This is a genomic window from Nitrincola iocasae, assembly GCF_008727795.1.
GTDB classification, from domain to species: Bacteria; Pseudomonadota; Gammaproteobacteria; order Pseudomonadales; family Balneatricaceae; genus Nitrincola; species Nitrincola iocasae.
Genome location: NZ_CP044222.1, coordinates 2169732 through 2184327 on the forward strand (window position 1 = coordinate 2169732; position 14596 = coordinate 2184327).

Here is a 14596-nt window from a genome sequence, read left to right on the forward strand (position 1 = left end):
GGCGACCTAGTCCATTTCAAGCTTTTTAAGCCGATAGCGCAGGGTTCGAAAGGTGATACCCAGCTTTCGGGCAGCGGCTGTTTTGTTGAAATGAGTGGCTTCCAGGGCCTCCTGAAGGATCTGTCTTTCGACCAGCTCCAGATAAGCCTCCAGCCCCATACTACACACTTTTTGCAATCCATTTGCGCCTGCTGTCGCCTCGTCACAGGCTGACTGGCTGCGATTATCGAGCTGAATATCCTCAATTTCTATCAGATCACCTTCATTGAGGGTAATCGCACGTGCCAGCACATTTTCCAACTCGCGTACATTACCGGGAAAACGATGCCGACACAGGCGTTCTTGCGCCTCGGCCGACAAACGTGGGGCCGAACGCCCCATCTCTGTAGCCAGCTGCTGCAGAAAATACGCAGCCAGATAAGGGATATCCTCGGCATGCTCCCGCAGTGGCGGCACCCGTAGCTCAATCACATTGATACGGTAGTAGAGGTCTTCACGAAACTCGCCTGACTCCACTTTCGCGGCCAAGTCTTCATGAGTTGCACTAACAATACGCACATCAACAAACTCTTCTTTTTGTGCCCCAACCGGCCTGACTGATTTTTCCTGAATAGCACGCAGCAGCTTCACTTGCATATCCAGAGGTAAGTCAGCCACCTCGTCAAGGAAAAGTGTTCCCCCCTCCGCCGCCTGAAACAGCCCCTCTTTATGTTGAGTTGCACCAGTAAAGCTACCTTTACGATGACCAAAAAATTCACTTTCCATCAGATCAGCCGGAATAGCTCCACAGTTCACAGCAATAAAGGGTTTGTCACAACGGTGACTGCGATGGTGCAACATACGAGCAACCAGCTCTTTACCTGTGCCCGACTCGCCCGAAATATGCACGGGGGCCAGGCTGCGTGAAAGGCGGACAACCAGAGCACGTATTTTTTCAATCGCACGTGACTGCCCCATCAATTCAGGTCCTGGGTCACATCCAGGAGCGATTTGCTGTTGTTTTTCCAATCTAACAGCAGACGTAACCAGATTACGTAACGTCTGCAACTCAACAGGCTTGTTCAGAAAATCAAAAGCACCGGCTTTGAGTGCCTCAATGGCACTACTCATATTGCCATGCGCCGTAATCATCGCGACAGGAATGTGTGAGTAGTATTTTTGGATGCGATAGATCAGATCCATACCGTTACCATCGGGCAGACGCATATCAGTCAGACAGAGTTGAATCCTCCCCTGTCCCTGCTGATCCAGCAATTGTAACGCTTCGGCCAGCGTCGCCGCCTCCAGGCAATCTACCTGCATTCGCGTCAAGGTCAGTCGGATCAACTCACGAATATCCGGTTCATCATCCACTACCAGCACTCTGGGTTGTACAACCCGAGACCGGTCAGTAGCGCTTACACTTTTCATTAATCAGACTCCCTGATAATCGCTTGTTGACCAAAACTTAATCTGAAACAGGTGTTTTCATTTTGCTGCTGATGTGCAAGATGACATTGATTGGCTTGCGCAAGCTCTTTGGACAGATAAAGCCCCAGCCCGGTACCCTTACTTGTTGTGGTAAAAAAGGGCTCGAACAAACGTTCTTTTTCCTGTGGCTGAACCAGTGGTCCATTGTTAATGACCTCCAGATAACAGCCTCGTTTGGTGTCACCGGCCAGCAGCAGGGTCACTCTGGGTGAAGAAAGTGACTGACTGGCAAAATTCAATGCATTTTGACATAAATTGCTGAGAATCTGGTGCAGATGACCTGAATCGAAATACACTGTCAGCGGCTCGACACTCTGGTCATTGATTACCAATACGGAACGCGCCTCGGAATGCAAACAATATATTTCTTCAACAAAACTCTTTAAGTATTTGTTTAATTGTATTTTTTCACCAAAAACTCTATCACGATTACCCAATTGCAGTACATCTTCAACTATCCTATTCACCCGTGCCGTATTCTCCTGAATAATATCAGTCAGACGCAAGTCTTCAGAGGGCAGCTTATCAGACTCAGCCAACAGCTCACCTGCATGGCGTATGGCGCTCAACGGATTACGAATTTCATGTGCAATACCGGCGGTTAACCGACCCAGTGCCGCCAGACGCAACTGCTGAGACTGATCATTAACCGCAGCGGCATCTTCAAGAAATATAAGTACACCGGTCTTGGTGTCATCGCCGGCACGCCCCACTTTGATCATTTGCACCAGCAGACTGGCAGGCAGGGTTTCAATCGAACTTTTTTCATAGCTCTGTCGCCCTTGCCCACGCCAAAGCCGCAATTGTAAATTCAGCTCTATACTAAATTGCTGCAAATGTGTGCCTAACATCTGCGAAGGCGCATCAAGCAAGCGCCTTGCAGCCCCATTCACCAGGCGCACATGATGCTGTTCATCCACCACAAGCACTCCAGTTGCCATCTGGCTGATCACCTGCTCGGTCAATTCAGACATATTGGCCAGATCAACGCCTCTGGAATGAGCCAGATCCGCACTCTCACGGGCTTGTCGTGCTAAAACAGTAGCCAAAACTGATGTCACAATCAGCGTTAACCCCAATAGACCTGCCATGGAGTAGTTGTAAGCACTGGCCGTGCCATACAGCTGACTATAAAACTGCTGTCCCAGCACGGCCAGGGAAGCCAGCGCTGCAAAAAACACCGACATACGCCCTGCCAACAGCATACTGGCATTGGCAATACTAACGACCATAAGCATACCAACACCACTGGCAACGCCTCCACTTGCATGCATCATCAGCGTAAATACCAGAATATCGACACAGGTATAAAAATACACCTGCCATATATAGCCAGGGGTTCGCAACAACAAGGGATAGATCGCCAGGAGCGTCACCACAACATAAACTGAGGCCACTACCAGGAACAGCCGCGGTGCCGTTTCTCCCAAAGGTTCAGGCAGATAGCCAGTAGAAATCAACACCATCAGCAACAATGCCAGTATAATCCGGTAAACCGTCAGCAGACGCATAATACGCCATGCTTTTTGACTTGCTTGCATAAACTGCTTATCCCATAGATGGCGTATCTGAATCCTTGCGCCGGATCAAATAAAGCCGCATTGCCCGCGACATAAGAGCCTAGGCAATTGATAACTGTGATTAACTGTGATTTGATTGCTATGCTGTAATATTATAAACAACTAGATTAGCTTGGGAGTTACTGTGGCACAAGGGGCTCAACCACTTAGCGGACTTGCCAGACGCCTTGTCATGGATGGTGTTTTTTCATCCGAAGTTGCAACAGATGCAATAAACAAGTCACGCGATGCCAAGCAACCATTTGTCAGCTATATCATTAAACAACGCCTGGTCAGTGCACACCGCGCCGCTTCAGCCGCTGCTGAAGAGTTTGGTCTGCCGTTGCTGGATCTGGATGCCATCCCCGGAGATTCACTCCCCAAAGAGATTGTTTCTGACGCTCTGATCACCAAGCACCACATTTTGCCCTTAATGAAACGTGACAATCGTTTATTTGTTGCGGTGGCCGACCCAACCAATATGCAGGGCATTGATGAAATCAAATTCCAGACCGGCATCATTACTGAAGTTGTCATTGTAGAAGAAGATAAACTGTCAGCCGCACTGGATGTCTACCTCGATCAGCAACAAAGTTCTGCACTGGGTGACCTTGATGACGCTGATCTGGACAACCTTGATATTGACGATAGCTCTCAGAAAAAAGACGAAGAGCAGTCGGCTGAAGATGCAGCCAGTGAAGCGCCAATCGTGCGTTTTATCAATAAAGTGCTTATGGATGCGATCAAGACCGGCGCATCAGATATTCACTTTGAACCTTACGAAAAAAGCTACCGGGTACGCTGTCGTATCGATGGTATATTGCAAGAGGTGCATCGCCCACCGATGAATCTGGCTACTCGTCTGGCAGCCCGACTCAAAGTCATGTCACAAATGGATATTTCCGAAAAGCGCGTGCCACAAGACGGGCGCATCAAGATGAAAATATCCAAGACTCGCGCCATTGATTTTCGTGTTAACTCGTTACCGACTCTCTGGGGCGAGAAAATTGTATTACGTATACTCGATCCGACCAGTGCCCAAATAGGTGTTGAAGCACTGGGCTTTGAGCCCGATCAGAAAAAAATCTACCTGACTACCCTGGAACAACCACAGGGCATGATTCTGGTTACAGGACCAACTGGTTCTGGTAAAACCGTTACCCTCTATACCGGCTTGAACATTCTCAATACCGCTGAACGCAATATCTCAACTGCTGAAGACCCGGTCGAGATCAACATGGACGGCATCAACCAGGTACACGTGAATATCAAAGTGGGCCTGACCTTTGCTGAAGCCTTGCGCTCTTTCCTGCGACAGGACCCGGATGTCGTCATGGTTGGTGAGATACGCGATCTGGAAACAGCTGAAATTGCCATTAAAGCAGCACAAACTGGCCACATGGTTCTATCAACGCTACACACCAACAGCGCACCCGAGACACTGACGCGTCTGCGCAACATGGGTGTCCCGGCCTTTAACGTAGCCACCTCAGTCAGCCTGATAATAGCCCAGCGATTAGGACGGCGTTTATGTGAATCCTGTAAACGCCCGACTGACCTGCCGGAGGCCACACTGCTTGAGGAAGGGTTTAAACCCGATCAGATCCCTGACCTGCACCTTTACGAAGCAAATCATGAGGGTTGCTCAAAATGTAACCGTGGTTACAAGGGACGTGTCGGTATTTATGAGATGCTTGCCATGACACAAGAGGTTGCCGAATGTATTATGGAAAACGGCAATTCACTGGATATATTACGCGTTGCACGCAAACAGGGATTCAAAACTCTCCGTGAATCCGGACTACTTAAAGTCGCCAATGGCCTGACTAGTCTTGAAGAAATGAATCGCGTTATTAAAACCTGATAAGGGAAATAACTCAGATGGCTACAGCAGCAAAAAAGGAAAAGAAAAAAGCCACGTTCCAATGGGAAGGCAAGGATCGCAGTGGTAATCGCAGTAAGGGTAAAATCGACGCTGAAAATGTGGCAATTGCCAAATCATTGTTGCGCAAACAAGGCATCAACCCCAATAAGGTTTCCAAGCAAAGCAACATGTCGTTGCTGGGCAATAAAAACAAGCCGGTTAAACCGCTCGATGTCGCATTTTTCACCCGCCAGATGGCGACGATGATGAAATCGGGTGTTCCGCTGTTACAGGGTCTTGAGATTGTTGCCAACGGTACAGAAAAGCTAAAGCTCAAAGAACTCACGTACGATATACGTAACGAAGTGAATGGCGGCAGTGACTTTTCCACGGCGCTGAGCCGTCACCCGAAACAATTTGATGATCTGACCTGTTCTCTGGTCAGGGCTGGCGAACAGTCCGGTGCACTGGAAACCATGCTCGACCGAATTGCCACCTACAAAGAAAAAATTGAATCACTGAAAGCCAAGATCAAAAAAGCCATGACCTACCCGGCGGCGGTGGTTGCCGTGGGTATTATCGTTTCCGCCATTCTACTGGTTAAGGTTGTGCCACAGTTCCAGGACATTTTCAGCAGCTTTGGTGCTGACCTGCCAGCCTTCACCCTGTTTGTCATTGGTCTGTCAGACCTGGCGCAGAAATACTGGTTTTTCGCCCTGATCGGCTTTGTTCTGCTCGGTTTTGGGTTTACCAAGCTGATGGAGAAATCACAAAAATTCCATGATGCCGTAGACCGCTTTGTGCTCAAGATTCCGGTATTGGGTGCCATCCTGTACAAGGCCGCTATTGCGCGTTTTTCACGCACCCTGTCCACCACCTTTGCCGCTGGTGTTCCGCTGGTTTCAGCACTCGATTCAGCCGCCGGGGCGGCAGGCAATGTGGTTTTCAGAACAGCGATCATTCAGGTACGTAACGGGGTATCCACCGGTCAGTCTTTGCAGAATGCGGTTAATATGACGGGCATCTTTCCTGCCATGGTGACGCAAATGATCTCCATAGGCGAGGAAGCGGGTTCACTGGATACCATGCTGGACAAAATTGCCTCTTTTTACGAAGAGGAGGTCGACAATGCCGTTGATAACCTGTCCAGCCTGCTTGAACCTTTAATCATGGTCGTACTGGGCACTCTGGTCGGGGGTCTGGTTATCGCCATGTACCTGCCAATCTTCCAGTTGGGTAATGTTGTCTAAGGTTTACCAACATATATGTTAATGTTTGAACTCTTTGCGGCCCACACCTGGTGGGCCGTTTTCTTCGCTCTGCTGCTGGCTTTGTTGGTAGGCAGTTTTCTGAATGTAGTTATTTTGCGTTTACCGGTAATGATGGAGCGTGAATGGCAAGCGGCCATTGCCGCAGACTCAACTACGACGAAACCGCAAGACAACTTCAACCTGGCAGTTCCACGCTCGCGTTGCAACCACTGTGGGCATTTGATTCGCTGGTATGAAAATATTCCTGTGATCAGTTGGCTGGCCTTACGGGGCAAGTGCAGCTCATGCAGCAGCGTGATCAGCCCTCGCTATCCGTTGATTGAGCTGCTCAGTGGTCTTCTATGTGCATTCATTGCCTGGCAGTACGGTATAACGCTGACAGGACTGGCGCTGATGTTGCTGACCTGGGCATTGATTGCCTTGACGTTTATCGATATAGACCACCAACTCCTGCCCGACAGTATTACCCTGCCGCTGCTCTGGCTGGGATTACTACTTAACAGCTTTGAAGTATTTACTACACTTGGCAACGCCGTCTGGGGTGCTGCATTAGGCTACCTGGCGCTCTGGTGTGTCTATTGGGCGTTTAAACTGTTGACCGGCAAGGAAGGCATGGGTTACGGCGACTTTAAGCTCCTGGCCGCACTGGGCGCCTGGGGTGGGGCCATCAGCTTACCCATGATTATTTTGTTCTCATCGGTAGCTGGCGTTCTACTGGCGGGTGGCATGATCGCACTGCGTAAGCATCAGGCCGCAAACCCTTTGCCTTTTGGCCCTTATCTGGCCATTGCCGGCTGGTTTGCAATACTCTGGGGCGAGCCAATCATGCGCTGGTACCTAAGTAGTTAAGGCTAAGTCCTGCAGCAGTGTCATCGACTTATTAGCCTGACAGTACTGAACCACCACGCAGCACATTAATGTTTACCCAGCTACCAACCTCAAAGTTCTGATGACGCGGTGCGATAACACAGTACTGTACGCCATCACGTTCCAGCGTGTAGAAGTAATCATGACCACGAAACTCCCGGGAGATCACCCGAGCCGCTGCATCACAGCGAGGTGCTGGACTCAAATGCAGGTCTTCAGGGCGTACCGACATCTGCACCTGCCCCTGTAGACTTTTCTCAACCTGCAACTGGCCCAGTGGTGTATTGACAAAGCCATCCAGCGCATCGCCATAAAGCAGATTGGTATGCCCCAGAAAACGGGCCACAAAGGCATTGGCAGGATGCTGATACACCTGCTGGGGCGTATCGGTCTGAACCAGAAAACCCTGATTCATCACCCCCACCTTATCAGCAAAGGTGAGCGCTTCTGCCTGATCGTGTGTCACCAGAATCACCGTTGTACCAGAACGCTTAAACAGCGCACGCATTTCATTACGGGTTGATTCACGTAATGAAGCATCCAGGTTAGAAAAAGGCTCATCCAGTAGTACCAGTTCTGGTTCAGCCGCCAGTGTACGGGCCAGAGCTACGCGCTGTTGCTGCCCACCGGATAACTCATTAGGGTAACGCTGACGTAGTGTATCCAGGCGCATCAACTCCAGCCAGCTGGTAGCTTTATCGGCACGCTCGCCCTTAGGAGTATCACGCATGGCAAACATGACATTTTGCTCAATGGTCATGTGTGGGAATAACGCGTAATCCTGAAACACTATGCCGATTTTACGCTGCTGCGGTGTCAGATGGGTTACTTCGCGCCCCTGCAAAAAAATCTGACCGCTATCAGCCTGCTCAAAACCGGCAATCATCCGCAGTGTGGTAGTTTTGCCACAGCCACTGGGCCCTAACAAGGCTAATATTTCACCCTTATGCAAAGTAAACGACAAATCATTCACCGCCAGAGCATCGTCACGGCGGTAACGCTTATTCAGATGCAGCGCCTGAATCTGAATATCACGCGTATCAATCGCCGGGTCTTCAATCTGAATAGCCCCTGTAACCATTTGCTGACTGTTCATTGACTCCCCTTGATTTTTTCACGATTCAAGACCATGCCCACAGACAGACCAGAGAAAAGCACTATCGCAGCCGCAAAAGGCGCGGCCTCAGCCATTAACCCTTCGGAAGTGCGCGAGAACACCGTCACAGCCAGTGTACTATACCCTGTCGGCGCCAGTAGAAAGGTAATCGGCAGCTCTTTCATGCAGAATAGAAAAACCAGCGCCAAAGAGGCTAGAATACCACGGCGCAGGCGTGGAAAAACAACATAGAAAAATGTACTCACTGGACCATAGCCTAATGAATACGCCGCTTCTTCAGTGTTCGGCCGGGTTTGAATAATTGCACTGCGAATCGGCCCCATCGCTAACGCCAGTGTCGCCAGCGTCCAGGCAAAAATCAATAATCCCAGCGTCTGATAAAAGAAATACGCTGTCTGCAATGCAAAAAACACCATAGCAAGTGCCAATGTCAGTGGTGGCAAGGCATAACCTATATAGGTTGATTGCTCTATCGCGCTGGTCAGGCGTGAAGGATAGCGAACCGACAAGTAACAAACCGGCAAGGCCATAGTTGCCGCCAGGACAGCCGCTGGAGCAGCGGCGGCAGCAGAGCGCAAGAAAGTCCAGGGCACCTGAAGAAACACACTTATATCCGGTGGGACCACAATCACCCAATAAGACAACATGGCTATGGGCAGTCCAATAGAGGCAGCAAAAACAAAGCCTATATAGATCCATGCAGGCAAGGCCAGCTTACCTAAACGCTGGGGAGCCGCAGAACGCGCAACACCACTACCCACACTGGCAAGCCGTTTACGCTTGAGCAAATAAGCTTCCATAACCAGAAAGCTGGCGGCAAGCACCAATAGCATAATGGACAACCAGGCCGCATAAATTCGATCAAATGCGCCTGAATACTGGGTAAAAATCGCATAACTGAAAGCTTCATAACGCATCAGCGCAACCGCACCGAAATCACCCAGCACATAAAGCCCTACCACTAAATAACCTGCCAGCAAAGCGGGCATCAGGTGCGGCAGCATAATCTTGCGGAATACTTCAGCTCGGGAATAACCAAGACTCTGAGCACTTTCTTCCAGGCTAGTGTCCAACCCAAGCAGTGCAGCACGAAGATTCAGAAAAATATACGGAAAAGTATAAAGCGCCAAAGCCCACACAGCGCCCCAGTAGCCAGAAATATTCTGCACTTGTATGCCAAACACCTGCGACAATACACCCAGGTTTCCACCGACGCCCAACAACGCATAAGCCATGACATACCCAGGTACTGCAAGCGGCACTACAGCCATAATAGTCAGTAAACGTTTGGCGCGGATATCACTGCGAGTTACCAGCCAAGCCAAGGGTAATGCCAGAAAAGTGCAAATAAATAACACGCCACCGGCTAAGGCCAGGGTATTGAGAAGCAGTTGAAAGTTTCGCGGACGGAAAACCAGCTCCATCAATTGATCAGGCTCAGCTTGCCCTGCGCGAAGGAAAAGATACAGCAGAGGAATAATCATGCAAACCGATACAGCAACAGCAGGTACCAGCAAATACAGAGGGGGACGTTTAACTTTGACTTGTAATGATTCGTGCTTACCAGCCTCTACCTTACTATGATTATGCATTACCACCCACTTCAACAAACATCTCTGGCTAGAACTCTGGTAACGCAACTGCTGAAAACACATAACCGGTAGCAATGCCAGGACTGCTACCGGTCAGCTGTCTCAGTTACAGCAATTCAGCATCACGCAGAAGCTTAAGGGTACCTTCCAGATCAGACAATTGATCCAGATCAACAACAGGTGCAACATCTAACAAAGTTTCCAGGCTACCCAGAACTGGATTAGGAATTATACCATCAACAACCGGGTACTCATTCACTACAGAAGTGAAATATTGCTGAGCAGAAGGAGACAGCATGTATTCGATAAACTCTACAGCGGCTTCTTTGTTGTCACTGGTTTTAAGAACAGCAACGCCAGCTACATTTACCAGATTACCTATGTCATCTTTTTTAAAGTAGGTCTGCTTCACAGGAAAGTCAGCGTCCACAGCGACAAAGCGGGGTAAATAATAATTATTAACCAGGCCGAAGTCTATCTCGCCGTCACCAATCGCCTGAACTTGCGTGGAGTTGTTACGGTAGATTTTAGCGTCGTTGGCTTTCATACCCTCAAGCCATTCCAGGGTTTTCGCATCGCCGTGAACAGCACGCATAGCCGTCACAAAAGACTGAAAGCTACCATTTGTTGGTGCAAAGCCAAAACGGCCTTTGTATTCAGGGTTGGTCGCATCAAAAACAGAAGCAGGAATTTCATCCTCAGAAACACGTTCAGTAGAATAAGCTACAACACGTGAACGACCACTCGCTGCCACCCACTGTCCGGTATTGCTGGTAAAAATTTCGGGTAGATTAGCGTATAGGCTATCTGGCAGCTCATCGAGCATACCCGAATTTGCCAAGGCGCCCATTGCGCCAGCATCCTGCCCCCAATATAGGTCCGCAGGAGAGCGATCACCCTCTTCCTGAATCAGTACGGCCAGTTGTGCTGTATCGCCATAACGCACATTTACATTGATACCACTTTTCTTTTCAAACTGTTCAATAATGGGTTGCACTAATGATTCACCACGACCTGAGTAGAGGGTCAACTCTGTCGCTGCAACGAAGGGGGCTGCTACTAGCGCACCGATGAGCGCCATGCCGGTATAAAGTTTCTTTTGCATCAGACAACCTATTTTGTAATTGGAGTAAGAACATTTTGCAGTGACCTAAAGAGATCACTCAAAACACTTAAAGATAATTATTATCACTTATACTTACTTAGTCAACACAAATAAGATTTGTTATCATTAAAAATACGCTATTAATGCAATTCCATGGATAAACCGCGTTTATCGGCTCGCCGCATTCCTGCCAGACTTCAGCTTCATGCTATATTATCTGCTGATATTCCGGGATTTAATGCCATGCTTCACAGAATCATTAACTTTGAACAACAAGCGCTTGATCTGAGCCATTACCAGCAACTGCCTGATAACTGGTATATCGCTGTTGCCGATGTGGTAGGCAGTACACAACTTGCCAGTGCGGGTCGTGATAAGGATGTCAATTTTATTGCTGGTGCCGCTGTTGCGGTATTGACACCGGCACTAACCAGCAATGATGAACTGGCAGCCGTCCAGTTTGGCGGTGACGGAATTTTAGCAGCAGTACCCGGTGACAAGGCTGAACAGGTCAGAACCTTACTTGCCGCCCTCGCCTATTGGGCCAAAGAAGTCTTTTCCATTGAACTGCGAATTGGCATGGTACCGGTAAAATCTTTAAACCAGTCTGGCCTGAAAACCTATGCATCCTTGCAGATGGTTAGTGATAAGCATGCATTTGGCCTGTTCCTGGGTGAAGGGATTCAGGCAGCAGATGATTGGGTAAAACAAGACTCTCAGTGGCATATACCACCCGCGCAGGGCGCACTCCCGGGACTGGAAAACCTGTCTTGTCGCTGGCACCCTATTCCCTCACATCGAGGTTGTATCTTATCAATCATCATCGATCCCCTGCCCCCCGGTGATGAAGGTATCCGGGCTCTGGATAGCCTGTTTCGCGAACTGAATCGTATTGCTCCCGGCGAGCTAAGCTCACCGCTTGGTAAACTGGAACAATTGACGCCCCCTGCCATTCCTGCCTGGCGCTCGGTTTCACGTGAGTTAAAAAACCCTAATATTGGCTCACCATTGAAACGCTTATTGCGAGTATATTTGGGTTCTTTCATCCTTTGGCTGGCTTGGCGGATAGGCGGAAAACTTGGCCCGGTGGATGCCAAGCGCTATCTAAACAGCTTGCATAATCGCAGTGATTTTCGCAAACAAGCGGGTGGCCCTCGTATGGTACTGGATCTGACCCCTGATGAAGTCACGGCAACATTAAAGCTGCTGGATGCAGCCGAGGCTCGCGGCGAAATCCTTTACGGCACAGCCTCCAGCGAGGCTTCTACACTCACTTGTCTGGTAGGAGACTTTCAAGCCAATGATCATATCCACTTTGTTGATGGACAAGCACTGGGGTTTTGGCGAGCATCTGTAGTATTAAAGGAAAAACGTCTCGCCCGAGCTGAGAAAGTGTAACGTCGAGGGTAGCTTCAGGTCAGTCAATTCATCACAGATCTCTTTTCTGAAAGCAGGTTTCAAGTGCGTGATCAACACGTTTTCTGGCGGCTGCTCCAGTTGCAGCAGAAACTGCTTCAAACCTTGAGGCGTCAAGTGTTTGCTCTGATCTGCAACTGTTTTCAGGCGTTCAGGGAATGCACACTCCAGCATCAGCATATTAATAGGGCCGGCCTGATTAAAAGTCTGAAGTACAGAAGCATCATAGCTAGTGTCACCGCTGAAACAAAACACCTTACCCTCTGTTGATACAACGCGATAACCGCAAGCAGGAACGGCATGGCTTGCAGGCATAGGAATCACAGTTAAATCGACTGTTTGCAAGGGAGTCGATACACTTAAAGGCCGATAACACAATACCGGCTGATGCTTATCCGGTAACACACTGAAATCAGGCCAAACCTGCCAATTGAAAATATGCTCGCGCAGCACCTCCAAAGTCTCCGGTAGTGCCAGCACCTCAACCGGCGATTCCAGCAACTCAAACAGATTATCAAGCAGCAACGGCAAAAAACAAATATGGTCCAGGTGAGCATGAGTCAAAAACACCTGTTTAATAGCTAACATATCATTCTGTGAGAGCTTCCCCAGTCCACTGCCCGCATCAATCAACAAATGTTCATCAATTCGAATGCAGGTAGTGTACTCACCACTCCCCATACCCCCACTACAACCTAGGACTTCGATTTTCATCAATGATGTCCTTATTCAATCCAGGCAATGCGGCTATATCAACATCATCTATCTGCTCCGGTGATAAATGTATTGCCGCATAACGTTCATATACCCGTGCTTCCACAAATACAGCAAACAGATCAGGGTCCAGATGTTTATCCTCAACCATACGCCCCATAATCATCAGTGCTTGCGATAGTTTCATCGGTTCCTTGTAGGGGCGCTCTTTCGCGGTAAGCGCTTCAAACACATCAGCAACGCCCATAACACGAGCCGGAATTGACATCTGATCACGCGTCAATCCCCTCGGGTAGCCCTTACCATCCATGCGCTCATGATGACAGCCAGCATATTCAGGCACACGTCGCAGGTGTTTGGGAAAAGGCAGCTGCTCCAGCATATCCAGGGTCGCCACCATATGGTCATTCATAGTCTGACGTTCTTCTGGATTCAACGTACCCCGACGAATCGACAGGTTCATTTGCTCATCATCGCTAAGAAGTGATTGTCGTGTTCCCTGATGATCGACCCAACTTTTCTCAGCCAGGCTTTGTATGCGCATCAGATCAGCATCCGTAGTGTATTCTGTACCGACATTAACGCGCCTGAGAAATTCAAGATCCTCGAGTAGCTGCACTTGCTCAGCCTCAAGTTTTTCCGCCTCCGCGGCTGTCGGGGAGTGTTTGAGTTGCTGTATTTCCAAATCACGCAGCAGAATTTCAATACGTGTAGCCACCAACTCTATGCGGTCAAACACCGTTTCCAGCTTGCGTGATTTTTCCATCACATGGTGTGGTGTAACGACTTTACCGCAGTCATGTAGCCAGGCCGCTGTTTTCAACTCGTAGAAATCGGCATCGCTCATAACAAAGTCTTTAACAGCCGGATGGTTTGAGGCTGATACGGCTTCAGCCAGAAACAGCGTTGCATCTGGAACGCGTCGGCAATGATTACCTGTGTGAGGCGATTTTTTGTCTATTGCAGTCGCCAACACCCGGGTAAAACTATCAAACAGGATTTTCATTTCTTCAATCAGACGCTGGTTAGTCAGGGCCACAGCAGCCTGAGAGGCCAGGGATTCGGCCAGTTCCTGATCCGTTTCTGAAAAGGCAACTACTTCACCAGATGACAGCTTATTAATCAGCTGCAGGGCCGCAAACACTTCGCCCTCATGGTTTACCAAAGGCACCGTCAGAAAGGAACGCGAGCGATAACCACTCTGCTGATCAAATGTACGTGTACCACTGAAATCGAAGCTGCTATGGTCGTAAGCATCGGCAATTCGTATTGTTTGCTGGTGTAAAACCGACCAAGCCACAACCAACTGCTCATTTGGCTTCCCGTTATCCAGATACAGGGCGATAGGCTTAAACAGCTCAACACCAGGCTGTTGATGCCCCCCTAAATAAATCTCTAACTGGTCATTCTGGACAAGTGCAAACTGCAAGCATTGTGCGTGTTCATCTAGCAGATAAAGAGTACCCGCATCGGCACTGGTCAGTTCACGAGCACTACTGAGAATCAGCTCAAGTAATTGCAACTTATCATGTTCGGCAGACAAGGCAATACCAATCTGATTCAGCCGACGTACTTGCTGTTCCAGTGGCTTACCCTGCTTTTCAGTATCATTTAAAGTCAT

General features: G+C 49.1%; 11 protein-coding genes. 4 read left to right on the top strand and 7 right to left on the bottom strand.

Going from position 1 to position 14596, the window contains the following annotated elements:
• Nucleotides 1–6 precede the first annotated feature (6 nt).
• Nucleotides 7–1410: a sigma-54-dependent transcriptional regulator gene (locus F5I99_RS09995; RefSeq protein WP_151055606.1), complete on the bottom strand. Its 1404-nt coding sequence runs from the start codon at nt 1408–1410 to the stop codon at nt 7–9.
• A complete protein-coding gene (locus F5I99_RS10000; protein WP_151055608.1) occupies nt 1410–3011 on the bottom strand; it encodes a two-component system sensor histidine kinase NtrB in 1602 nt (533 codons plus the stop codon). The genes F5I99_RS09995 and F5I99_RS10000 overlap by 1 nt, the downstream gene beginning before the upstream one ends.
• Nucleotides 3012–3174: 163 nt before the next feature.
• Between F5I99_RS10000 and pilB the strand changes: the two genes are divergently transcribed.
• The 3 genes from pilB to F5I99_RS10015 are packed head-to-tail and all read left to right on the top strand — an operon-like array spanning nt 3175 to nt 7013.
• On the top strand, nt 3175–4893 hold the full coding sequence (gene pilB / locus F5I99_RS10005; protein ID WP_225307369.1) for a type IV-A pilus assembly ATPase PilB: 1719 nt from the start codon (nt 3175–3177) through the stop codon (nt 4891–4893).
• 17 nt (nt 4894–4910) lie between these two features.
• Entirely contained in the window at nt 4911–6143 is a 1233-nt protein-coding gene (locus tag F5I99_RS10010) for a type II secretion system F family protein (RefSeq protein WP_151055610.1), read from the top strand.
• A 15-nt stretch (nt 6144–6158) separates the two neighbouring features.
• Nucleotides 6159–7013 carry a prepilin peptidase gene (locus F5I99_RS10015; RefSeq protein ID WP_151055611.1) on the top strand — a complete coding sequence of 285 codons (855 nt, stop codon included), beginning with the start codon at nt 6159–6161 and terminating at the stop codon, nt 7011–7013.
• A 31-nt stretch (nt 7014–7044) separates the two neighbouring features.
• Here F5I99_RS10015 and F5I99_RS10020 read toward each other — a convergent pair whose 3' ends face one another.
• The 3 genes from F5I99_RS10020 to F5I99_RS10030 all read right to left on the bottom strand — a co-directional run bounded on the left by F5I99_RS10020 (nt 7045) and on the right by F5I99_RS10030 (nt 10845).
• On the bottom strand, nt 7045–8127 hold the full coding sequence (locus F5I99_RS10020; protein ID WP_151055613.1) for an ABC transporter ATP-binding protein: 1083 nt from the start codon (nt 8125–8127) through the stop codon (nt 7045–7047).
• Entirely contained in the window at nt 8124–9740 is a 1617-nt protein-coding gene (locus tag F5I99_RS10025; RefSeq protein WP_225307370.1) for an ABC transporter permease, read from the bottom strand. The genes F5I99_RS10020 and F5I99_RS10025 overlap by 4 nt, the downstream gene beginning before the upstream one ends.
• A 106-nt stretch (nt 9741–9846) precedes the next feature.
• Nucleotides 9847–10845, bottom strand: coding sequence for an iron ABC transporter substrate-binding protein (locus F5I99_RS10030; RefSeq protein WP_151055615.1), 999 nt, complete (start codon nt 10843–10845; stop codon nt 9847–9849).
• Between the two features lie 153 nt (nt 10846–10998).
• Between F5I99_RS10030 and F5I99_RS10035 the strand changes: the two genes are divergently transcribed.
• Nucleotides 10999–12243, top strand: coding sequence for a DUF3095 family protein (locus F5I99_RS10035; protein ID WP_151055617.1), 1245 nt, complete (start codon nt 10999–11001; stop codon nt 12241–12243).
• On the opposite strand, the gene F5I99_RS10040 is transcribed toward F5I99_RS10035, so the two are convergent.
• Entirely contained in the window at nt 12205–12975 is a 771-nt protein-coding gene (locus F5I99_RS10040) for a 3',5'-cyclic-nucleotide phosphodiesterase (RefSeq protein ID WP_151055619.1), read from the bottom strand. The genes F5I99_RS10035 and F5I99_RS10040 overlap by 39 nt on opposite strands.
• Nucleotides 12950–14596, bottom strand: a complete 1647-nt coding sequence (locus F5I99_RS10045) for an HD family phosphohydrolase (RefSeq protein WP_151055621.1) — start codon at nt 14594–14596, stop codon at nt 12950–12952. The genes F5I99_RS10040 and F5I99_RS10045 overlap by 26 nt, the downstream gene beginning before the upstream one ends.

Coding starts and splice junctions, on each gene's coding strand:
- F5I99_RS09995 (WP_151055606.1), bottom strand. CDS start 1,410: ATGAAAAGTGTAAGCGCTACTGACCGGTCTCGGGTTGTACAACCCAGA.
- F5I99_RS10000 (WP_151055608.1), bottom strand. CDS start 3,011: ATGCAAGCAAGTCAAAAAGCATGGCGTATTATGCGTCTGCTGACGGTT.
- F5I99_RS10010 (WP_151055610.1), top strand. CDS start 4,911: ATGGCTACAGCAGCAAAAAAGGAAAAGAAAAAAGCCACGTTCCAATGG.
- F5I99_RS10015 (WP_151055611.1), top strand. CDS start 6,159: ATGTTAATGTTTGAACTCTTTGCGGCCCACACCTGGTGGGCCGTTTTC.
- F5I99_RS10020 (WP_151055613.1), bottom strand. CDS start 8,127: ATGAACAGTCAGCAAATGGTTACAGGGGCTATTCAGATTGAAGACCCG.
- F5I99_RS10025 (WP_225307370.1), bottom strand. CDS start 9,740: ATGCATAATCATAGTAAGGTAGAGGCTGGTAAGCACGAATCATTACAA.
- F5I99_RS10030 (WP_151055615.1), bottom strand. CDS start 10,845: ATGCAAAAGAAACTTTATACCGGCATGGCGCTCATCGGTGCGCTAGTA.
- F5I99_RS10035 (WP_151055617.1), top strand. CDS start 10,999: ATGGATAAACCGCGTTTATCGGCTCGCCGCATTCCTGCCAGACTTCAG.
- F5I99_RS10040 (WP_151055619.1), bottom strand. CDS start 12,975: ATGAAAATCGAAGTCCTAGGTTGTAGTGGGGGTATGGGGAGTGGTGAG.
- F5I99_RS10045 (WP_151055621.1), bottom strand. CDS start 14,596: ATGACTTTAAATGATACTGAAAAGCAGGGTAAGCCACTGGAACAGCAA.